Here is a 22507-nt window from a genome sequence, read left to right as displayed (position 1 = left end):
GGGATCAGGCCTCTGCCGTGATGTTCTGCATCTCGCTGCTCGGGGCAGTCTGGGCGGAGGAGGCGGATATGCTGGCGTTGATGGGTTGAATGTTAACCGCATGCAGCCCCTTCGGACCTTGCAGGATCTCGAAGCTGACGGGTTGGCCGGCCTTGAGTGTCTTGTAGCCATCCATCTGGATTGCCGAGTAATGAGCGAACAGGTCCTCATCTCGGCCTTCAGCCAGGATGAATCCATAGCCCTTGGCGTTGTTGAACCACTTGACCTTACCGCTGAGCATGCTGATATCCCTCTGCAAAGGACTCCATCGCTGGAGTATCATCCACTTCGATTCCGCCACGGCCTTTTTTGGCGACGGACGTCCGGAACCCCTGATACCCTCCGGGGGGTATCCTTTGGTTGTAACACCCTTTTGCCGTTAGTCAAGGCGGCATCGTCTGGGCCTGAGAGGCGATTCAAACTCCGGTTGGCCCCCTCATTCACCCACTCGTAAAGCTTTTATTCCAGCATGCATGCAAGTAGCCAGATTCGACTAACATTCAATCAGGACCGCCCGGATCCATTGGAGGACGAAGGGACGGGGCTCGCGGTCGAGGAAGCCAAGCCCGCGCTGAAGCCGCCGCCCATGTATCGGGTCATCATGTTCAACGATGATTACACCCCGATGGATTTCGTGGTTGAGGTGCTCGAGTTGTACTTCAACATGAACCGCGAGCAGGCAACCAAGGTCATGTTGACTGTGCATACTCAAGGCAAGGCGAACTGCGGGGCCTTTACCCGCGATGTCGCTGAAACCAAAGCCATGCAGGTCAATCAATATGCGAGGGAGAGCCAACATCCACTGTTGTGCGAAATAGAGAAAGAAGGTTGATGCGGATGTTTGGGAGCGAGGTGAAGTCATGTTGAATCGAGAGCTCGAAGTCACCCTCAATCTCGCCTTCAAGGAGGCGCGGGCGAAGCGGCATGAGTTCATGACCGTTGAGCACTTGCTGTTGGCGCTTCTGGATAACGAAGCTGCCGCAACGGTCCTGAGAGCGTGTGGAGCTAACCTGGACAAGCTGCGGCGGGACCTGCAGGAGTTCATCGACTCCACTACGCCACTGATCCCTCAGCATGATGAGGATCGCGAGACCCAGCCGACCCTGGGCTTCCAGCGCGTGTTGCAGCGCGCGGTGTTCCACGTGCAGAGCTCCGGCAAGCGCGAAGTGACTGGCGCCAATGTGCTGGTGGCCATCTTCAGCGAGCAGGAAAGCCAGGCGGTGTTCCTGCTCAAGCAGCAGAGCGTCGCGCGCATCGATGTGGTCAATTACATCGCCCACGGCATTTCCAAGGTGCCGGGCCATGCCGAGCATCAGGAAAACGAACAGGATATGCAGGACGAGGAGGGCGGTGAGTCTTCGACCTCCAGCCATCCGCTGGACGCCTATGCCAGCAACCTGAACGACCTGGCGCGCCAGGGGCGCATCGATCCGCTGGTCGGTCGTGAATCCGAAGTCGAGCGTGTCGCGCAGATTCTGGCGCGCCGCCGCAAGAACAACCCGCTGCTGGTCGGTGAAGCGGGCGTCGGCAAGACCGCCATCGCCGAAGGCCTGGCCAAACGCATCGTCGACGGCCAGGTGCCGGACCTGCTGTCCGACAGCGTCGTCTATTCCCTGGACCTGGGCGCGTTGCTGGCGGGCACCAAGTACCGTGGTGATTTTGAGAAGCGCTTCAAGGCGCTGCTCAACGAGCTGCGCAAGCGTCCGCATGCGGTGCTGTTCATCGACGAGATCCACACCATCATCGGTGCCGGCGCGGCATCGGGCGGGGTGATGGATGCGTCCAACCTGCTCAAGCCGTTGCTGTCCTCTGGCGAAATCCGCTGCATCGGTTCCACCACCTTCCAGGAATTCCGCGGCATCTTCGAGAAGGACCGTGCTCTGGCGCGTCGCTTCCAGAAGGTCGACGTCACCGAGCCGTCCGTCGAGGATACCTATGGCATCCTGAAGGGCCTGAAGCCACGCTTCGAGCAGCACCACCATGTCGAGTACAGCGACGAGGCGCTGCGTGCCGCCGCCGAACTGGCTGCGCGCTACATCAACGATCGCCACATGCCGGACAAGGCCATCGACGTGATCGACGAAGCGGGCGCCTACCAGCGCCTGCAGCCGGAAGAGAAACGCGTGAAGCGCATCGAGGTGCCGCAGGTCGAGGACATCGTCGCGAAGATCGCGCGCATTCCTCCGAAGCACGTCTCCAGCTCCGATAAAGAGCTGCTGCGCAATCTGGAGCGCGACCTGAAGCTGACCGTGTTCGGCCAGGCTGCGGCCATCGAATCGCTGTCCACCGCGATCAAGCTGTCCCGTGCGGGCCTGAAGTCACCGGACAAGCCGGTCGGCTCCTTCCTGTTCTCCGGCCCGACCGGGGTGGGCAAGACCGAAGTGGCTCGTCAGCTGGCCAAGGCGCTGGGGGTGGAGCTGGTGCGCTTCGACATGTCCGAGTACATGGAACGGCACACCGTATCCCGTCTGATCGGCGCGCCTCCGGGCTACGTCGGTTTCGACCAGGGCGGCCTGCTGACTGAAGCGATCACCAAGACACCGCACTGCGTGCTGCTGCTGGATGAGATCGAGAAGGCGCATCCGGAAGTCTTCAACCTGCTGCTGCAGGTGATGGACCACGGCACCCTGACCGACAACAACGGGCGCAAGGCGGACTTCCGCAACGTCATCCTGATCATGACCACCAACGCCGGCGCGGAAATCGCGGCGCGAGCCTCCATCGGCTTCACGCTGCAGGATCACTCGACCGACGCCATGGAAGTGATCAAGAAGAGCTTCACGCCTGAGTTCCGCAATCGCCTGGATACCATCATCCAGTTCGGCCGCCTCAGTCTCGAAACCATCAAGAACATCGTCGACAAGTTCCTCACCGAACTGCAGGCGCAGCTCGAGGACAAGCACGTGCAGATCGAGGTCAGTGACGCGGCGCGTAACTGGCTGGCGGAAAAGGGGTACGACCCGCAGATGGGTGCGCGTCCGATGGCGCGGCTTATCCAGGACAAGATCAAGCGGCCGCTGGCCGAGGAGATCCTGTTCGGCGAGCTGGCCGAGCACGGTGGTGTGGCCCATGTGGACCTGAAGGATGGCGAGCTGGCCTTCGAGTTTGAAGTGATCGCCGTAGAGCCGGCCTGACGAGCGTCAGGCGCAAACGAAAACGCCCGGCAATGCCGGGCGTTTTTCTGTGTGCCGGATCTGGCTTCCGGCGCTACCGTCCGTCAGCGGGCGCGGTAGGTGATACGACCCTTGGACAGGTCGTAGGGCGTCAGTTCTACGCGAACCTTGTCGCCGGTCAGGATGCGGATGTAGTTCTTGCGCATCTTGCCGGAGATGTGCGCGGTAACGACGTGCCCGTTCTCCAACTCCACGCGGAACATGGTGTTGGGCAGGGTGTCGACGACAGTGCCTTCCATTTCGAAGCTGTCTTCTTTCGACATGCAGTAGAGCCCTCGGTATCTATGGTTGCCTGAAGTTTCAGGCCATTAAAAAAGGCACACATTGTGCCTGAAAATGCGCCGTAACGCCAACTGGCGTGTAATGGATCAGTTCAACACGACCCAGCGCTGGTTAACGAACAGCTCGATCGGCCGGTACTGGGTCTTGTAGTTCATCTTTCGGCAGTTCTTGATCCAGTAGCCGAGGTAGACCGCGTGCAGACCCAGGCGATGGGTCTCGGCGACCTGCCAGAGGATGGCGAAGCGGCCCAGGCTGCGGCGCTCTTCGTCGGGGTCATAGAAGGTGTAGACCGCCGAGAGTCCGTTGGGCAGGACGTCAGTGACCGCGACGGCCAGCAGGCGGCCCTGCAGGCGGAACTCGAAGAAGCAACTGAACGGCAGGTCGCGAACCAGGAAGGTGGCGAACTGGTCGCGGCTGGGCGGGTACATGTCGCCGTCGGCGTGGCGCTGTTCGATGTAGCGCATGTACAGCGCGTAGTACTCCTCGGTGAAGGTCGGCCGCTTGCGAATGACCTCGAGGTCCGCGTTGCGCTTGAGGATGCGTTTCTGCTGACGGTTGGGGAGGAAATTGGCCGCCGGGATGCGTGCCGGGATGCAGGCGGTGCAGTGCTGGCAGTGGGGGCGGTACAGGTGCTCGCCGCTACGCCGGAAGCCGACCTCCGAAAGCGAGGCGTACAGCTGCGCGTCCATGGGCTGGCTGGGGTCGAGGAACAGGGTGGTGGCCTGCTCTTCGGGCAGATAGCTGCATGGGTGCGGCTGTGTGGCGTAAAACTTCAGGCGGGCGAGCTCGGTCATCTTCAACCCCTGCGAGGACCCTCTGACAAGTTTAAGCCAGGCTGGGCTGGTCCGCTTGCGAAGTCCAGTCCTGCAATGGCGATTGGTCGAGGTGGCGGCGCAGATAAGCTGCGAATTCGCGCCGGGATATGGCTCTCGCGCCGAAGCTGTGCAGGTGCTGGGTCGGCATCTGGCAGTCGATCAGCTCGAAACCTGCGGCCTTGAGGCGTTGCACCAGGGTGGCGAACGCCACCTTGGAAGCATTGTCCGCGTGGCTGAACATGGACTCGCCGAAGAACAGCCGACCGATGGCCAGTCCGTACAGTCCGCCGACCAGCTCGCTGCCGTCCCAGGCTTCCACCGAGTGGGCGACGCCCATGCGATGCAGTTCGCAGTAGGCCTGCTGCATCGGCGTGGTGATCCAGGTGCCGTCGGCGTAGTCGCGTGGTCCGGCGCAGCCGTGGATGACCTGTTCGAAGGCCTGGTCGATGGTGACCTGGTAGCGCTGCTGGCGGATGAGCTTGGCCAGGCTGCGGGAGACATGCAGTTCGCCGGGGAACAGCACGGTGCGTGGATCGGGCGACCACCAGAGAATCGGCTGGCCGTCCTGGTACCAGGGGAAGCAGCCGTGACGGTACGCCTGGATCAGGCGGCGCGGGTCGAGGTCGCCGCCGGCCGCGAGCAGGCCGTTGGGCTCGTGCAGGGCCTTGTCCAGGGGAGGGAAGTCGAAGTTGTCGCGAGATAGCCAGTTGAGCATGGGCGGAGGAGGGGAGGGCGGGCCTCCCCTTTGGCCGATCAGTTGTCGTCGAGGAACTTTTCGGCGTCCAGCGCGGCCATGCAGCCGGCGCCGGCGGAAGTGATCGCCTGGCGGTAAACGTGGTCGGCCACGTCGCCGGCGGCGAACACGCCTTCGATGCTGGTCTGGGTGGCGTTGCCTTCGGCGCCGCCCTTGATCTTCAGGTAGCCGTCATGCATGTCCAGTTGGCCGGTGAACAGGTCGGTGTTGGGTTTGTGGCCGATGGCGATGAACACGCCGGAAACGTCCAGCTGGCGGGTTGCGCCGCTTTCGGCGTCCTTCAGGCGCACGCCGATCACGCCCATGTCGTCGCCCAGGACTTCGTCCAGGGTGGTGTTCCAGTGCAGGCGCACGTTGCCGTTCTGGGCCTTCTCGAACAGCTTGTCCTGTAGGATTTTCTCCGAGCGCAGCTTGTCGCGGCGGTGGATCAGGTGAACTTCTTTCGCAATGTTGGACAGGTACAGTGCCTCTTCCACGGCGGTGTTGCCGCCGCCAACCACGCAGACCACCTGGTTGCGGTAGAAGAAACCGTCGCAGGTGGCGCAGGCGGACACGCCCTTGCCCATGAAGGCCTGCTCGGAGGACATGCCCAGGTACTGCGCGGAAGCGCCGGTGGCGATGATCAGCGCGTCGCAGGTGTAGGTGCCGCTGTCACCCTTGAGGGTGAAGGGCTTCTGCTGCAACTCGGCGGTGTGGATGTGGTCGTAGACGATCTCGGTATCGAAACGCTGGGCGTGCTGCTGCATGCGCTCCATCAGAGCCGGACCGGTCAGGCCTTCGACGTCGCCCGGCCAGTTGTCGACTTCGGTGGTGGTGGTGAGCTGGCCGCCGGGCTGGATACCGGTGATGACAACAGGCTTGAGGTTGGCGCGAGCAGCGTACACGGCCGCGGTGTAGCCGGCAGGGCCGGAGCCCAGGATGATCAGGCGCGAATGCTTGACTTCACTCATAAAAAGACTCCATAAGCCTTTGTCACGTAAGAGAATGCATGCTCCAATTGAGCAGCCGAAAATCGGTGATGGGCTATGCTACACCGAACCTCGGAAAGCCGGCAAAAGCGCTGTCGGACGCTTCCGGGCTCGCTGGCATCGGCTGGCCAAAGCCGTACAATAGGCCCGTTTTGAGGCTCAACGACTCTCGGACGCGCGTAAAGCGCAGGAATAGACGCGTTTTGAAGGACACCACCACAGCAAGCCATGCCGCCGCCTGGCGTCAGCAACTGCACTATCGCCTGAAGGAAGGGGCGTTGATCGCGCTGGGCGCGCTCTGCCTTTACCTGTGGATGGCGTTGCTCACCTATGATCCGTCCGATCCGGGCTGGAGTCACTCCAGTCACGTCGATCAGGTGCAGAATGCTGCCGGTCGCCTGGGTGCCCTGAGCGCCGACATCCTGTTCATGGTGCTGGGCTATTTCGCCTACCTGTTCCCGCTGCTGCTGGCGGTGAAGACCTATCAGGTCTTCCGCAAGCGCCACCTGCCCTGGGAGTGGAGCGGCTGGCTGTTCTCCTGGCGTCTGATCGGGCTGGTCTTCCTGGTGCTGGCCGGCTCCGCGCTGGCCTACATCCATTTCCATGCCACTGGCGGCCACATGCCGGCCACTGCCGGCGGCGCCCTGGGCGAAAGCCTGGGACAGCTGGGGGTCAATGCCTTGAACGTGCAGGGCAGTACCCTGCTGTTCCTGGCGCTGTTCCTGTTCGGCATGACCGTCTTCGCCGACCTGTCCTGGTTCAAGGTCATGGACGTTACCGGCAAGATCACCCTCGATCTCTTCGAACTGATCCAAAATGCCGCCAACCGCTGGTGGAGCGCCCGCAGCGAGCACAAGCAGCTGGTCGCCCAGTTGCGCGAGGTGGACGAGCGTGTGGCCGAAGTCGCCGCGCCCATCGTTGCCGACCGTCGCGAGCAGGCCAAGGTCAAGGAGCGCCTGATCGAGCGCGAGGAAGCCCTGGTCAAGAGCGTGCAGGAGCGCGAGAAGCGCGTGGCGCCGAAGATCGATGTGCCGCCGCCGCCCGCCAAGCCCGTCGAGCCTAGCAAGCGCGTGCTGAAGGAAAAGCAGGCGCCGCTGTTCGTCGATACCGCCGTGGAAGGCACGCTGCCGCCACTGTCGATCCTCGACCCGGCTTCCGAGAAGAAGCAGAGCTATTCGCCCGAGTCCCTGGAGGCCATGTCGCGCCTGCTGGAGATCAAGCTCAAGGAGTTCGGCGTCGAAGTCATCGTCGAGTCCGTGCATCCGGGGCCGGTGATCACCCGTTTCGAAATCCAGCCGGCTGCTGGCGTGAAGGTCAGCCGTATCTCCAACCTGGCGAAGGACCTGGCGCGCTCGCTGGCGGTGATCAGTGTCCGCGTGGTGGAAGTCATCCCCGGCAAGACCACCGTCGGCATCGAGATTCCCAACGAAGACCGGCAGATGGTGCGCTTCTCCGAAGTGCTGATGACGCCGGAATACGACGAGCACAAGTCCACCGTGCCGCTGGCCCTGGGCCACGACATCGGCGGCAACCCGATCATCACGGACCTCGCGAAGATGCCGCACCTGCTGGTGGCGGGTACTACCGGTTCCGGTAAGTCGGTGGGCGTGAACGCCATGCTCCTGTCGATCCTGTTCAAGTCCACGCCGGAAGAGGCGCGACTGATCATGATCGACCCGAAGATGCTGGAACTGTCGATCTACGAAGGCATTCCGCACCTGCTCTGTCCGGTGGTCACCGACATGAAGGAGGCCGCCAACGCGCTGCGCTGGAGCGTCGCCGAGATGGAGCGCCGCTATAAGCTGATGGCGGCCATGGGCGTACGTAACCTCGCCGGCTTCAACCGCAAGGTGAAGGATGCGGAGGAGGCTGGCGCGCCGCTGACCGACCCGCTGTACCGCCGCGAGAGCATGGAAGACGAGGCGCCGCTGCTGCAGACTCTGCCGACCATCGTGGTGGTGGTCGACGAGTTCGCCGACATGATGATGATCGTCGGCAAGAAGGTGGAAGAACTGATCGCCCGTATCGCCCAGAAGGCGCGTGCGGCGGGCATCCACCTGATCCTGGCGACCCAGCGTCCATCGGTGGACGTGATCACCGGCCTGATCAAGGCAAACATTCCGACCCGTATCGCATTCCAGGTGTCCAGCAAGATCGACTCGCGCACCATCCTCGACCAGGGTGGCGCCGAGCAGTTGCTGGGTCACGGCGACATGCTCTACCTGCCGCCGGGCACCGGCCTGCCGATCCGCGTCCATGGCGCCTTCGTCTCCGACGATGAAGTGCACCGCGTGGTTGAGGCGTGGAAGCTGCGTGGCGCGCCGAACTACGTCGAGGACATCCTCGCTGGCGCCGATGAAGGCGGTGGCGGCGGTTCGTTCGAAGGTGGCGGCGGCGAAGGTGGCGAGGGCAGCGAGGACGATCCGCTCTACGACGAAGCCGTACGCTTCGTGACCGAAAGCCGCCGGGCTTCCATCTCTGCCGTGCAGCGCAAGCTGAAAATCGGCTACAACCGTGCCGCGCGGATGATCGAGGCGATGGAAATGGCCGGCGTGGTCACCGCGATGAATACCAATGGCTCGCGCGAAGTCATCGCGCCGGCCCCGATCCGTGATTGATTCGACTTCGAGGATTTCGATGCGTCTGATCCGCCTGTTGTTCGTTGCTGCGCTGGCTGTCGCCGGTGTCCAGGCCCATGCCGACGAGGCCGCTGCGCAGCGCCTGAGCGGGATGCTCACCAAGGCCCAGACAATGACCGCGCGCTTCTCCCAGCTGACCCTGGATGGCAGCGGCACCCGCCTGCAGGAAACCGCCGGTACCCTGGGCCTCAAGCGCCCCGGCCTGTTCCGCTGGCACACCGATGCGCCGAACGAGCAGCTGCTCATCTCCAATGGCGAGAAGATCTGGCTGTATGACCCGGACCTGGAGCAGGTGACTATCCAGAAGCTCGACCAGCGCCTGACCCAGACCCCGGCGCTGCTGCTTTCCGGCGATGTCTCGAAGATTGGTCAGAGCTTCGACATCACTGCCAAAGACGGCGGCAACGTGGTCGACTTCGTCCTCAAGCCCAAGTCCAAGGACACGCTGTTCGACAGCCTGCGGATTTCCTTCCGCAGCGGTGTGGTGAACGACATGCAGCTGATCGACAGCGTCGGCCAGCGCACCAACATCCTGTTCTTTGACGTGAAGATGAACGAGGCGATGGACGCCAAGCAGTTCGTCTTCGAGGTGCCCAAGGGCGTCGACGTCATCCAGGAATGACCGAGGCCTCGCGCCCGTTTGAGTTATAGGTAAGACCCTTGGATCTGTTTCGCTCCGCCCCCGTTTCCCAGCCCCTGGCCGCGCGCCTGCGCGCGACCAGCCTGGACGAGTACGTCGGCCAGGAGCACCTGCTCGCCCGCGGCAAGCCGCTGCGCGAGGCGCTGGAGCAGGGTGCGCTGCACTCGATGATCTTCTGGGGCCCGCCCGGGGTCGGCAAGACCACTCTGGCGAAGCTGCTGGCCCAGGTCACCGACGCGCACTTCGAGACGATCTCGGCGGTGCTCTCGGGTGTGAAGGAAATCCGCCAGTCGGTGGAAGTGGCCAAGCAGCACGCCGCGCAGTACGGCCGTCGCACCATCCTCTTCGTCGACGAGGTGCATCGCTTCAACAAAAGCCAGCAGGATGCCTTCCTGCCCTATGTCGAAGACGGCACCCTGATCTTCATCGGTGCGACCACCGAGAACCCGTCCTTCGAGCTGAACAACGCGCTGTTGTCCCGCGCCCGCGTCTATGTGCTGAAAAGCCTGGACGAAGCGGCCCTGCGCCGCCTGGTGCAGCGCGCGCTGAGCGAAGACAAGGGCCTGGGCAAGCGCAACCTGAGCCTGCCGGACGAAAGCTTCGCCATCCTCATGGCCGCCGCCGACGGCGATGGCCGCCGCCTGCTCAACCTGCTGGAAAACGCCTCCGACCTCGCCGAAGACAACGGTGAGATCAGCGCCGAGCTGCTGCAGAACCTGCTGGGCGACTCGCGCCGCCGCTTCGACAAGGGTGGCGAGGCCTTCTACGACCAGATCAGCGCGCTGCATAAATCCGTGCGCGGCTCCAGCCCGGACGGGGCGCTGTACTGGTATTCGCGCATGCTCGACGGCGGCTGCGATCCGCTCTATATCGCCCGCCGCGTGGTACGCATGGCCAGCGAGGATATCGGCAACGCCGACCCCCGTGCGCTGACGCTGTGCCTTAATGCCTGGGACGTGCAGGAGCGCCTGGGCAGCCCGGAAGGCGAGCTGGCGATTGCGCAGGCCATCGTCTATCTGGCCTGCGCGCCGAAGAGCAACGCCGTCTACAACGCCTACAATACGGCTCGCCGTGACGTGGCGGAGAGTGGCTCGCTGGAGGTGCCGCTGCATTTGCGCAACGCGCCGACCAAGTTGATGAAGAACCTGGGCTATGGCGACGAGTACCGTTATGCCCATGATGAGCCGGATGCCTACGCGGCCGGGGAAGACTACTTCCCCGAGTCCATGGAGCCGCGCCAGTATTACCAACCCGTACCGCGCGGACTGGAGCTGAAGATCGGCGAGAAGTTGCGCCATCTGGCAAGCCTCGACCAGGCCAGTCCCCGCAGACGCAGAAGATCCTGAAGTGGCGCCCGCGAGCGCCGCCTGACACTAGACACGAGAACACACCATGCTCGATTCCAAACTGGTTCGTACCCAGCCGCAAGAAGTGGCCGAACGCCTGGCTACCCGTGGCTTCACCCTGGATGTGGCGCGCATCGAAGCGCTGGAGAGCCAGCGCAAGTCCGTGCAGACCCGTACCGAGACCCTGCAGGCCGAGCGCAACTCGCGTTCCAAGGCGATCGGCCTGGCCATGAAGAATGGCGAAGACGTCGCGCCGCTGAAGGCCGAGGTCAATCGCATGGCCGAGGAGCTGGAGTCGGGCAAGCGCGAACTGGACGCCATCCAGGTCGAACTGGATACCTTGCTGCTGAACATCCCGAACCTGCCCCACGAGTCCGTGCCGGTGGGCGAGGATGAGGAGCAGAACGTCGAAGTCCGTCGCTGGGGCACTCCGCGCTCCTTCGATTTTGAGATCAAGGACCACGTTGCCCTGGGCGAACAACACGGCTGGCTGGACTTCGAGACCGCCGCACGCCTGTCCGGCGCCCGCTTCGCCCTGATGCGCGGCCCGATCGCCCGTCTGCACCGTGCCCTGGCGCAGTTCATGATCGACCTGCACACCCGCGAGCACGGCTACGAAGAAGCCTACACCCCGTACCTGGTGCAGGCTCCGGCGCTGCAGGGCACCGGCCAGCTGCCGAAGTTCGAGGAAGACCTGTTCAAGATCCAGCGTGAAGACGAAGCCGATCTGTACCTGATCCCGACTGCCGAAGTCTCGCTGACCAACATCGTTGCCGGCCAGATCCTCGACGCGAAGGAGCTGCCGCTGAAGTTCGTCGCCCATACCCCTTGCTTCCGCAGCGAAGCCGGCGCCTCGGGCCGTGATACCCGCGGCATGATCCGCCAGCACCAGTTCGACAAGGTCGAGATGGTGCAGATCGTCGAGCCGTCCAAATCCTGGGAAGCGCTGGAAAGCCTGGTCGGCAACGCCGAGAAGGTCCTCCAGGCCCTGGAGCTGCCGTACCGCGCCCTCGCGCTGTGCACTGGCGACATGGGCTTCGGCGCCGCCAAGACCTACGACCTTGAAGTCTGGGTGCCGAGCCAGGACAAGTACCGCGAGATTTCCTCCTGCTCCAACTGTGGCGACTTCCAGGCTCGCCGCATGCAGGCGCGCTACCGCAACCCGGAGACCGGCAAGCCGGAGCTGGTGCATACCCTCAACGGTTCGGGCCTGGCCGTGGGCCGCACCCTGGTCGCCGTGCTGGAGAACTACCAGCAGGCTGATGGCTCGATCCGCGTACCGGACGTGCTGAAGCCGTACATGGCCGGCATCGAGGTCATCGGCTGAAATGGACTTCCTGCCGCTGTTCCACATCCTGCGCGGACGTCGCGCGCTACTGGTCGGCGGCGGTGATGTCGCACTGCGCAAGGCGCGCCTGCTGAGCGACGCTGGCGCGGTGTTGCGAGTCGTGGCGCCCGAGGTGCACTCCGAGCTTCGTGAGCTGGCCGAGGAGGGCGCGGGCGAATTGCTCCTGCGCCCTTACCTCCAGAGCGATTTGCAGGAATGCGTGCTTGTCATTGCCGCTACCGACGATGAGTCGCTCAACGCGCAGGTCTCCCGCGATGCCAACGAGCGTGGCGTGCCGGTCAACGTAGTTGATGCGCCCGCGTTGTGCAGCGTGATCTTCCCGGCCATCGTCGACCGTTCGCCGCTGGTAGTGGCCGTGTCCAGTGGTGGCGATGCGCCGGTACTGGCGCGCCTGCTGCGGGCCAAGCTGGAAACCTGGATTCCCGCGACCTACGGCCAGCTGGCCGGGCTTGCCAGCCGCTTCCGTGAGCGCGTGAAGCAGCGTCTGCCGGACCTGCAACAGCGCCGCAAATTCTGGGAGGAGGTGTTCCAGGGGCCGGTGGCCGAACGCATGCTGTCCGGTCAGCCGAACGAAGCTGAACGCCTGCTGGCGGACAAGCTGGAGTCGCCGCAGCCCGAGTCCCGCGGTGAGGTCTATCTGGTCGGTGCCGGTCCGGGCGATCCCGACCTGCTGACCTTCCGCGCCCTGCGGCTGATGCAGCAGGCTGACGTGGTGCTCTACGACCGCCTCGTCGCTCCGGCGATTCTCGAGCTGTGCCGCCGCGACGCCGATCGCCTCTACGTCGGCAAGCGCCGCGCGGATCACGCCGTGCCGCAGGACGAGATCAATCGCAAACTGGTCGAGCTGGCTCTGCAGGGCAAGCGCGTGCTGCGTCTGAAGGGTGGCGACCCGTTCATCTTCGGTCGTGGTGGTGAAGAGATCGACGAACTGGCGGCCAACGGCATCCCGTTCCAGGTCGTGCCCGGCATCACCGCAGCGAGCGGTTGCGCCGCCTACGCCGGCATCCCGCTGACCCATCGCGACTACGCGCAGTCGGTGCGCTTCGTGACCGGCCACCTGAAGGACGGCACGACCGATCTGCCCTGGAACGACCTGGTCGCGCCGGGGCAGACCCTGGTGTTCTACATGGGCTTGGTCGGCTTGCCGGTGATCTGCGAGCAACTGGTGCGCCATGGCCGTTCCGCCGATACCCCGGCAGCGCTGGTTCAGCAAGGCACTACCGTGCATCAGCGGGTATTCACCGGTACGCTGGCCAGCCTGCCTGAGCTGGTGGCTGAGCATGAGGTGCATGCGCCGACGCTGGTGATCGTGGGCGAGGTCGTGCGGCTGCGGGACAAGCTCGCCTGGTTCGAAGGCCAGCAATGAAGGTGATGCGTGGCATGACGCTGGGTATCGCATGTGCCCTGGGTTATGCCGCGCTGCCAGCCACTGCCGCCAGCTTCGACTGCGGCAGGGCAAAACAGGCTGACGAGAAAACCATCTGTGCCGATCGCCAGCTGTCCGAACTGGATGTGCAGATGGCGACCACCTATCGCTTGCTCAGAGGGCTGTTCGCCATGGGTATGCGTGGCAGCCTGGGCGATTCACAGCTGGCGTGGCTGGAGCAGCGGCGCGCCTGTGGGGCCAACAAGGCATGCCTGAAGCAACGCTACAGGGATCGCCTGGACGCGTTGCAGAAAGTCTACGACGGCATCGACAAGCCAATCTGATCTGCGATTACGCCTCGGTTTTCGTCGGCGCGGGCCTGTCGCTGTGCTGTCGCCCGGGTCGGGTTATGCGTCAGGCGCTGATCGCGGATGACGCCCGCTTCGATGGGGTATCAAGCTCTGTTCGATAATCGGTCACTCCTGTTGCGATAATCGCCCGGTCGTATCGATAATCGCCCGGAACCCGCCTGTCAGGAACAACAAGAAATGACCGACGCCCCCCGCGCCAGCCTGCCGCCCCTCGCTCCGCCGATCATTGCCTCGCCGGCCAAGCGCATCGAGGCTTTCACCGGTGACCCGAATTTCATGACCTCGCTGGCCCGAGGCCTGGCGGTGATCCATGCGTTCCAGGAGCGCAAGCGCCACCTGACCATCGCGCAGATCAGCCATCGCACCGAGATTCCTCGGGCCGCCGTGCGTCGCTGCCTGCACACCCTGATGAAGCTGGGCTACGTCACTTCCGACGGGCGTACCTACTCATTGCTGCCCAAGGTGCTGACCCTCGGTCACGCCTACCTGTCGTCCACGCCCCTGGCGGTCACCGCCCAGCCGATCCTCGATCGCCTGAGCGAGCAGTTGCATGAGGCGTGTTCGATGGCGACCCTGGAAGGCGACGAAATCCTCTACATCGCCCGCTCCGCCACCCCGCAGCGCCTGATTTCGGTGGACCTCAGCGTCGGCAGCCGGCTGCCGGCCTATTGCACCTCGATGGGACGCATCCTGCTCGCCGGCCTGGATGACGAAGCGCTGGAGGACTACCTGGCCCACGCCGACCTGCAGGTGAAGACCAGCCGCACCGTGCACACGCCGGACATGCTGCGGGCGAGCGTCGCCGAGATCCGCCAGCAGGGCTGGGTGATCATCGACCAGGAGCTGGAGGTCGGCCTGCGCTCCATTGCCGTGCCGCTGAAGGACTCTGCCGGTCAGGTGCTGGCGGCGCTGAACGTCGGCACCCATGCCGGGCGGGTGTCGCGCCAGGAGCTGGAGACGCGCTTCCTGCCGGTGCTGCTGGAGGCCAGTCGCGAGCTGGGTACGCGACTGTTCCATTGAGCCGCGACATGCCCCTGAAGAGGTATGCGCCGCGCTGCCGCAGGGGCGGCGCTGCGCCGTACTGATCCACGGCAACGAAAGCGCTGTGCGGCCAACCTAGACTCCGGGACCGCCTATCCCTGCGAAAGGAGTCACCCATGCACGTGGACATCGCCATCGTCGGCGCCGGCCCCGCCGGGCTATGCCTGGCTCGCTCGTTGTCCGGCAACGGCCTGTCGGTCCTGCTGATCGAACGCCAGCCCCTTGCGAGCCTGGCCGAGCCGGCCGAGGACGGCCGCGAGATCGCCCTGACCCACGCCTCCCGCGCCGAGTTGCAACGCCTGGGGATGTGGTCGCGCATCGACCCGCAGGAGATCTCGCCGCTGCGCGATGCCCAGGTGCTCAACGGCTCGTCGCTGTTCGCGCTGCGTATCGAGGCGGGGCAGGCGGGCGCCGAGCAGTTGGGCTACTTCGTGGCCAATCAGGTGATTCGCCGCGTGGCCTTCGATGCCGTGCACGAGTGCCCGGATGTATCGCTGGTCTGCGGCCGGGCCTTGCGCTCGCTGCGGATGGAGCGCGACGGCGTGCAACTTACGCTGGACAATGACAGCGTGGTGCGCGCGCGCCTGCTGGTCGCCGCCGACAGCCGTTTCTCCGAAACGCGGCGGATGCTCGGCATTGGCGCGAGCATGGAGGATTTCGGCAAGACCATGATGGTCTGCCGCATGGCCCACGAACGACCGCACCACAACGTGGCCTGGGAATGGTTCGGCTACGGCCAGACCCTGGCGCTGCTGCCGGTCAATGGTGACCGCTCCTCGGTGGTACTGACCCTCCCGCAGCGCGAGATGGCGCCGCTGCTGGAGTTGGACGAGACAGCCTTCGCCCATGAGATGGAGCGACGCTTCGACCGCCGCCTGGGTGCGATGCAGCTGCTCGGCCCGCGCCATACCTACCCGCTGGTGGGTGTTTTCGCCGACCGCTTCGTGGGGCCGCGCAGTGCGCTGATCGGCGATGCCGCCGTCGGCATGCATCCGGTCACCGCCCACGGCTTCAACTTCGGTTTGCAGAGCCAGCGCCGGCTCGCAGCGGAGGTGTTGTCCACCCATCGGCGCGGCGGCGATATCGGCGGCGCCTGGCCGCTGCGCCGTTACGCCACGGCCCATCGCCTGGCGACCTGGCCGTTGTACCAGGCCACACGCCTGATCGTCGGCATGTACACCGACCCGCGCCCACCGGTGCGCCTGCTGCGTAATGCCGGCCTGCGCCTGGCCCAGGGCCTGCCGCCGCTGCGGCAGGTGATTGCGCGGCACCTAGCGCAGGGGGCGTAAGGGCAGGGCGGGCAGGGGCTCTTGTAGGAGCGGACTCTGTCCGCGATGGTCCGAGCGAAAGAGCATCGCGGACGCAGTCCGCTCCTGCGAAAGCCCACAGTCGGGCCTGCCCGGCGTGGTGCAGAATGAACGATCCAGCCGCCGGCAGAGCGGCTCCTCCTGCGTGCGAAACCCATAACAATCCGGTCCAGGGGGGAACCATGGCCTTCACTTCCAGCGACATCTGCGCCGCGGCCGACGGCCTTCGCGGCTTTGTCGGCTTCAACCGCAAGACGGGCAAGTACATCGTGCGTTTCAGCGAGGATTCCTTTGGCATGGACGTGGTCGAGGACAGTATCCGGCCGGCCTGCGAATTCGTCTGGGCGCTACGGGCGGGGGATGTCATGACCCTGAGCCGCGAGTGCCTGGAAATCCTCGTTGCACAGAACATCAATGATCGCCTCAACTTCAGCGAGCCCTTGCTCACCTACCTGCGTCGCACCGATCTGCCGGAAATCGCGGCGGAACGGCGCCTGAAGTAATCCAGTTCGGCGGGGCGGCCGGTTGCACCGGCTGGCCTCGCATCCCGCCTGGGCAATCCCTCGTGATTGTCCCTCGTTCAGGGGGCTGAATTCGTCCGTTCGTTCCCCATCCCGCAATCGCCTCCGCGAGCGCAACCCGCCGCGCCCTGGCCTATGCTGTCCAGGTTCGCCTTGCGTTGAGGTGCAACCTATTCCCGTTGCGGGTTACACCTTCGTCTTGCTCGCCTGTCGGCATGGCTCTTGGGTGCTGAGTGCTAGAGCCCGTGGTGCGTCGTGTTTCCAGGGTTCGGGGCGGTCGGGAAAGAGTGGTTGCACCTGGTTGCACCTTTGTGGGCGACGGTTTAACCTTGCGCCGCTTTGCATGCTCCAAACTTTAACAATAGGACGACCCATGGCCACCACTACCCTCGGCGTGAAGCTCGACGACGCCACCCGTGAACGTCTCAAGCTCGCCGCCCAGCAGCTCGACCGTACCCCGCACTGGCTGATCAAGCAGGCGATCTTCACGTACCTGGAACAGGTCGAGGGTGGACTGACTCCCGCCGAGCACTCCGGGCTGGCCGCCGCCGCAGGCGAAGAGTCCGTGGACTCGCTGAGCGAGCGGGGACTGCAGGTCTTCCTCGATTTCGCCGAAAGCATCCTGCCGCAGTCGGTCCTGCGCGCCGCCATCACCGCCGCCTATCGCCGCCCGGAAACCGAGGCGCTGCCGATGCTGCTGGACCTGGCCCGTCTGCCGAAAGAGCAGGCCGACGCCGCCAACAAGATGGCCCTGGGCATTGCCGAGAAGCTGCGCAACCAGAAGAACGCCGGTGGCCGCCAGGGCCTGGTGCAGGGTCTGCTGCAGGAGTTCTCCCTGTCGTCCCAGGAAGGCGTGGCGCTGATGTGCCTGGCCGAGGCGCTGCTGCGCATCCCGGACAAGGCCACTCGTGACGCGCTGATCCGCGACAAGATCAGCAGCGGCAACTGGAGCCAGCACCTGGGCCAGAGCCCGTCGATGTTCGTCAACGCGGCCTCCTGGGGCCTGCTGATCACCGGCAAGCTGGTCTCGACCCACACTGAAGCCGGCATGTCCTCGGCGCTCAACCGCATCATCGGCAAGTCCGGCGAGCCGCTGATCCGCAAGGGCGTGGACATGGCCATGCGCCTGATGGGCGAGCAGTTCGTCACCGGCGAGACCATCGCCGAGGCGCTGGCGAATGCGGCCACCATGGAATCCAGGGGCTTCCGCTACTCCTACGACATGCTCGGCGAAGCTGCGCTGACCGATGAGGACGCCAAGCGCTACCTGGCGTCCTACGAGCAGGCCATCCATGCCATCGGCAAGGCCTCCCACGGTCGTGGCATCTATGAAGGCCCGGGCATCTCGATCAAGCTCTCCGCGCTGCACCCGCGCTACAGCCGCGCCCAGTACGAGCGCGTGATGGACGAGCTGTACCCGACCGTTCTGGGTCTGGTGAAGATGGCCCGCGACTACGACATCGGCATCAACGTCGATGCCGAGGAAGCCGACCGCCTGGAAATCTCCCTCGACCTGCTGGAGCGTCTGTGCTTCGAGCCGAGCCTCGCCGGCTGGAACGGCATCGGCTTCGTCATCCAGGCCTACCAGAAGCGCTGCCCGTACGTGATCGACTACGTGATCGACCTGGCCAAGCGCAGCCGCCACCGCCTGATGATCCGCCTGGTGAAGGGCGCCTACTGGGACAGCGAGATCAAGATGGCCCAGGTCAACGGCCTGGAGGGCTACCCGGTCTATACCCGCAAGCCGTACACCGACGTTTCCTACCTGGCCTGCGCGCGCAAGCTGCTGGCCGTTCCGGAAGCCATCTACCCGCAGTTCGCCACCCACAACGCCCACTCGTTGTCGGCCATCTACAACCTCGCCGGGCAGAACTACTACCCGGGCCAGTACGAGTTCCAGTGCCTGCACGGCATGGGCGAGCCGCTGTACGAGCAGGTGGTGGGCAAGGTCGCCGACGGCAAGTTCAACCGTCCGTGCCGTATCTACGCACCGGTGGGCAGCCATGAAACCCTGCTGGCGTATCTCGTTCGCCGCCTGCTGGAAAACGGCGCCAACACCTCCTTCGTCAACCGCATCGCCGACCACAGCATCTCCCTCAAGGACCTGGTGCTGGACCCGGTACTGCAGGTCGAGCAGATGGCTGCACAGGAAGGCACCCTGGGTCTGCCGCACCCGCGCATCTCGCTGCCGCGTGAGCTGTACGGCGAGGCACGCCAGAACTCCGCCGGCATCGACCTGGCCAACGAGCACCGTCTGGGTTCGCTGTCCTCGGCGCTGCTGTCGAGCACCAACCACGCCTACCTGGCCGCGCCGATCCTCGGCCTGGTGGATGCCGCACCGGGCGAACCGCAGCCGGTACGCAACCCGGCCGACTTGCGCGATATCGTGGGCCACGTGCATGAAGCCAGCGAAGCCGACGTGAACAACGCCATCCTCGGCGCGCTGTCCAGCGCGCAAATCTGGCAGTCCACCCAGCCGGCCGAGCGCGGCGCCATCCTGCAGCGTGCCGCTGACCTGATGGAAGCCGAGATCCAGCAGCTTATGGGCGTGCTGGTGCGCGAGTCGGGCAAAACTTTCGCCAACGCCATCGCCGAAGTGCGCGAGGCGGTGGACTTCCTCCGTTACTACGGCGCCCAGGCCAGCACCCACTTCGCCAACGACAGCCACCGCCCGCTGGGCCCAGTGGTGTGCATCAGCCCGTGGAACTTCCCGCTGGCGATCTTCAGCGGCCAGGTGGCCGCCGCCCTGGCCGCCGGTAACACCGTGTTGGCCAAGCCGGCCGAGCAGACCCCGCTGATCGCCGCGCAGGCCGTGCGCATCCTTCTCGAAGCCGGCGTACCGGTCGGCGCCGTGCAGCTGCTGCCGGGCCGTGGTGAAACCGTCGGCGCCCGTCTTGTCGGAGACGTGCGCGTGCGTGGCGTGATGTTCACCGGTTCCACCGAAGTGGCCGGCATCCTCCAGCGCAATATCGCCGGCCGCCTCGACGCCCAGGGCCGCACCATCCCGCTGATCGCCGAAACCGGCGGCCTCAACGCCATGATCGTCGACTCCTCGGCGCTGGCCGAGCAAGTGGTGGTGGACGTGGTCAACTCCGCCTTCGACAGCGCCGGCCAGCGTTGCTCGGCCCTGCGCGTACTGTGCGTGCAGGCCGACGTGGCCGACCGCGTGGTCGCCATGCTCAAGGGCGCCATGGCCGAGTACCGTATTGGCGCGCCGGAGCGCCTGCACACCGACATCGGTCCGGTGATCGACGAGGAAGCCAAGGGCAACATCGACAAGCACATCCAGACCATGCGCGACAAAGGCCGCAAGGTGTTCCAGAGCGCCCGTGTCGATGCCGAGGAGATCAAGCGCGGCACCTTCGTCGTGCCGACCCTGATCGAGCTGGACAGCTTCAGCGAGCTCAAGCGTGAAATCTTCGGCCCGGTGCTGCACGTTGTGCGCTATGAGCGCGCCGAGCTGGACCAGCTGCTCGCGCAGATCAACGCCAGCGGCTACGGCCTGACCCTGGGTGTGCACACCCGTATCGACGAGACCATCGCCCAGGTGGTGGAGAGCGCCCACGTCGGCAACCTCTACGTCAACCGCAACGTGGTCGGCGCCGTGGTCGGCGTGCAGCCCTTCGGCGGTGAAGGCCTGTCCGGCACCGGTCCGAAAGCCGGTGGCCCGCTGTACCTGTACCGCCTGCTCTCGACCCGCCCGCAGGACGCGGTGGCCAGGCAACTGCAGGGCGACGGTGCGCAAGCGATCGGGCGTCCGGCCGTGGCGAGCAAGGCAGTGGATGCGCTGACCCAGTGGGCCAGCCAGAACGAGCCGGCGCTGGCCGCGCTGATCGGCGGTTACGCCGAGCTGTCGCAGAGCTACACCGTACAGGTGCTGACCGGCCCGACCGGCGAGCGCAACACCTACAGCCTGCTGCCGCGCGAACACGTGCTGTGCCTGGCCGAGGAGCGTGGCGACCTGCTGGCGCAACTGGCTGCCGTGCTGTCCGTGGGCAGCCGTGCGCTGGTCCTGCAGGCGCAGAGCGAACTGGTCACCAGCCTGCCGAAGGAGGTGCAGAAGCGCATCGACCTGATCGCCGACTGGGCCGCCACCGACAGCGCCTTCGACGCCATCCTGCACCACGGTGATTCCGATCAGCTGCGTGCGGTCTGCGAACAGGCATCCAAGCGCAAGGGCGCCATCGTCGGCGTTACCGGGCTTAACCGCGGGGAAACCGACATCCCGCTGGAACGCCTGCTGATCGAACGCGCCCTGAGCGTCAACACCGCCGCCGCCGGCGGCAACGCCAGCCTGATGACTATCGGCTGACGTTCGTGCCGGGAGCGCCTTACCGGGCGCTTCCGGCAAGCTTTCCGGCCACCTTACGGTGGCCAGCCGGCCTGCCAGCCTTCGGGTGGGGCTACCCGCTCCCGGCAGACCGTTTCCCCCGCGCTTCCCGCGCAATCCGTTTCGGGCACCTTGCCCGGCACAACGGCGGAGCTATCCGCTCCGCCGGTTCCTCTTTGATCCTGAACATGGCAGCCCTTGTAGGAGCGGGCCATGCCTGCGATCGCGCGCATGGCGCGGCCCTGCAGGGATGTCCGATGCCAAACCTTGCGTAGGAGCGGACTCCGTCCGCGATCGATTTCCGGCAACCCCTTCGCTCGGCCTGGCGTCGAGAGTGCTCTTCAGGCGGTACGCACGGCCGCCCGGCGCAACGAGGTCGCCGCCGTTGCCACGAACAACCCCGCTGCCAACGCCTGCGGACCGAGGTCCATCCGGCTGCCTCTGAGCAGCGGCCCGAGCAGGCTGCCGACGCCCCAGAGCATGCCGGCGGCGGCGTTGGCGGTGACCAGGTCGCGGCCACGGAAGCGCTGGCCGATCAGCACCAGGGCCAAGGTGTAGACACCACCGGCCACTGCGTCCAGCAGCATCAGCGCCGGCCACAGCAGCGATGGTTGGGTGATCAGCCAGGGCAGGGCAAGGCCGATCATGGTGGCCGCCACGCCACGCCACGCCACGCCACGCCACAGGCCAGGTGCAGGGTCGGGCGGTCGAGGCGGTCGGAGAGCCAGCCCAGCGGCAACTGGCAGATCATGTCGCCGAGCAGGATCACCGTCGCCATGAAGGCGGCGATGCCCACCGCGTAGCCGTGGCTGGAGGCGTAGACCGGGAAGAGCGACAGCACCACGCTGTCGAAGAAGGAGAAGAACAGCACGCCCATGCACAGCGCCGGCGCCACTCGCAGGAAGCCGGCCAGGAAAAAGCTGCGCGGCTCTTCCACGTGCTCGTGGATGCCTTCCTCCGGCATGGCGAAAGCCACCGTGGCCAGGGCGACCAGGTGCCCGGCGCTGACCAGCACCACCATCCAGGGCGCCTGCGCGCCGAGTACCGCCACCAGGGTCGGGCCGAGCAACTGGAAGGCGGTGAAGCTGGTGGCGTACAGCGCGACGACGGTGCCGCGATTGTTCTCGCCGCACAGTTCGTTGACCCAGGCCTCGCCGAGGATGATCGCAATGCCCATGCCGACACCCAGGGCCAGGCGCGCGGCGGCCAGCAGCCATAGCGAGTGGCCGCTGAACTCGATGGCGGCGGTGCTCGCGTTACAGAGCACGAAGCACAGCAGGTACAGGCGGCGCCGGCTCATCAGCTGGCAGGCGCGGACGACCAGGGTGGCGGCGAGGGTCATGCCGGCCGCCGGCACCGCCGAGAGGATGCCGATCTGCAGCGCGCTGGCGCCGTCGTTGAGCAGGCGCAGGGCCACCAGCGGCAGGGTAGCGCCCAGGCTCAGGCCGACGATGGACACGGCGAACAGCAGCACGGCCAGCAGCGGCTTGTTCAAGGAAGACGGCTGGAGGGAGGGCGAATTGTTCATGGAAACCTTCTCTTGCCCGGCGTTCCAGCGGCGGGGCCA

The 22507-nt window shown here is 65.2% G+C and carries 17 protein-coding genes and 1 pseudogene; 12 read left to right on the top strand and 6 right to left on the bottom strand.

Going from position 1 to position 22507, the window contains the following annotated elements; genetic code table 11:
- Window positions 1–4: 4 nt before the first annotated feature.
- Window positions 5–280: a cold shock domain-containing protein CspD gene (gene cspD, locus GA645_RS16385; RefSeq protein ID WP_152224070.1), complete on the bottom strand. Its 276-nt coding sequence runs from the start codon at window positions 278–280 to the stop codon at window positions 5–7.
- Window positions 281–508: 228 nt separating this feature from the next.
- Between cspD and clpS the strand changes: the two genes are divergently transcribed.
- Window positions 509–871 (top strand): ATP-dependent Clp protease adapter ClpS, encoded by a 363-nt coding sequence (gene clpS, locus GA645_RS16380; RefSeq protein WP_152224069.1) that lies wholly within the window; start codon window positions 509–511, stop codon window positions 869–871.
- A gap of 28 nt (window positions 872–899) precedes the next feature.
- Window positions 900–3173: an ATP-dependent Clp protease ATP-binding subunit ClpA gene (gene clpA / locus GA645_RS16375; RefSeq protein WP_152224068.1), complete on the top strand. Its 2274-nt coding sequence runs from the start codon at window positions 900–902 to the stop codon at window positions 3171–3173.
- 83 nt (window positions 3174–3256) lie between these two features.
- Here clpA and infA read toward each other — a convergent pair whose 3' ends face one another.
- The 4 genes from infA to trxB all read right to left on the bottom strand — a co-directional run bounded on the left by infA (window position 3257) and on the right by trxB (window position 6013).
- On the bottom strand, window positions 3257–3475 hold the full coding sequence (gene infA / locus GA645_RS16370) for a translation initiation factor IF-1 (RefSeq protein WP_002553999.1): 219 nt from the start codon (window positions 3473–3475) through the stop codon (window positions 3257–3259).
- 105 nt (window positions 3476–3580) lie between these two features.
- Complete coding sequence (locus GA645_RS16365; RefSeq protein ID WP_152224067.1) at window positions 3581–4288, bottom strand: arginyltransferase; 708 nt, start codon at window positions 4286–4288, stop codon at window positions 3581–3583.
- A 31-nt stretch (window positions 4289–4319) separates the two neighbouring features.
- A complete protein-coding gene (aat, locus tag GA645_RS16360) occupies window positions 4320–5024 on the bottom strand; it encodes a leucyl/phenylalanyl-tRNA--protein transferase (protein WP_152224066.1) in 705 nt (234 codons plus the stop codon).
- Window positions 5025–5062: 38 nt separating this feature from the next.
- Window positions 5063–6013: a thioredoxin-disulfide reductase gene (trxB, locus tag GA645_RS16355; protein ID WP_152224065.1), complete on the bottom strand. Its 951-nt coding sequence runs from the start codon at window positions 6011–6013 to the stop codon at window positions 5063–5065.
- 170 nt (window positions 6014–6183) lie between these two features.
- Here trxB and ftsK point away from each other — a divergent pair, with 170 nt between their 5' ends.
- The 10 genes from ftsK to putA all read left to right on the top strand — a co-directional run bounded on the left by ftsK (window position 6184) and on the right by putA (window position 20922).
- A complete protein-coding gene (gene ftsK, locus GA645_RS16350; protein ID WP_372239765.1) occupies window positions 6184–8649 on the top strand; it encodes a DNA translocase FtsK in 2466 nt (821 codons plus the stop codon).
- A 19-nt stretch (window positions 8650–8668) separates the two neighbouring features.
- On the top strand, window positions 8669–9292 hold the full coding sequence (gene lolA, locus GA645_RS16345; protein ID WP_152224063.1) for an outer membrane lipoprotein chaperone LolA: 624 nt from the start codon (window positions 8669–8671) through the stop codon (window positions 9290–9292).
- A 38-nt stretch (window positions 9293–9330) separates the two neighbouring features.
- Window positions 9331–10656, top strand: coding sequence for a replication-associated recombination protein A (locus GA645_RS16340; protein ID WP_152224062.1), 1326 nt, complete (start codon window positions 9331–9333; stop codon window positions 10654–10656).
- 46 nt (window positions 10657–10702) lie between these two features.
- On the top strand, window positions 10703–11983 hold the full coding sequence (serS, locus tag GA645_RS16335; protein WP_152224061.1) for a serine--tRNA ligase: 1281 nt from the start codon (window positions 10703–10705) through the stop codon (window positions 11981–11983).
- Between the two features lies 1 nt (window position 11984).
- Window positions 11985–13370, top strand: a complete 1386-nt coding sequence (gene cysG / locus GA645_RS16330) for a siroheme synthase CysG (protein ID WP_152224060.1) — start codon at window positions 11985–11987, stop codon at window positions 13368–13370.
- 14 nt (window positions 13371–13384) lie between these two features.
- Complete coding sequence (locus tag GA645_RS16325; protein ID WP_256675937.1) at window positions 13385–13714, top strand: lysozyme inhibitor LprI family protein; 330 nt, start codon at window positions 13385–13387, stop codon at window positions 13712–13714.
- Window positions 13715–13918: 204 nt separating this feature from the next.
- A complete protein-coding gene (locus tag GA645_RS16320) occupies window positions 13919–14761 on the top strand; it encodes an IclR family transcriptional regulator (RefSeq protein WP_152224058.1) in 843 nt (280 codons plus the stop codon).
- A gap of 137 nt (window positions 14762–14898) precedes the next feature.
- Window positions 14899–16071 carry a 5-demethoxyubiquinol-8 5-hydroxylase UbiM gene (gene ubiM / locus GA645_RS16315; RefSeq protein ID WP_152224057.1) on the top strand — a complete coding sequence of 391 codons (1173 nt, stop codon included), beginning with the start codon at window positions 14899–14901 and terminating at the stop codon, window positions 16069–16071.
- A 200-nt stretch (window positions 16072–16271) separates the two neighbouring features.
- Entirely contained in the window at window positions 16272–16592 is a 321-nt protein-coding gene (locus tag GA645_RS16310) for a DUF2025 family protein (RefSeq protein WP_152224056.1), read from the top strand.
- A gap of 391 nt (window positions 16593–16983) precedes the next feature.
- Complete coding sequence (gene putA / locus GA645_RS16305; protein ID WP_152224055.1) at window positions 16984–20922, top strand: trifunctional transcriptional regulator/proline dehydrogenase/L-glutamate gamma-semialdehyde dehydrogenase; 3939 nt, start codon at window positions 16984–16986, stop codon at window positions 20920–20922.
- A gap of 359 nt (window positions 20923–21281) precedes the next feature.
- Here putA and GA645_RS16300 read toward each other — a convergent pair.
- Window positions 21282–22435: pseudogene (locus GA645_RS16300) on the bottom strand (MFS transporter).
- Window positions 22436–22507 lie beyond the last annotated feature (72 nt).

The organism is Pseudomonas sp. SCB32 (assembly GCF_009189165.1).
Classification (GTDB): domain Bacteria; phylum Pseudomonadota; class Gammaproteobacteria; order Pseudomonadales; family Pseudomonadaceae; genus Pseudomonas.
The sequence above is the reverse complement of the archived record's forward strand: the minus strand, read 5'-3'. Positions and strand labels throughout refer to the sequence as shown.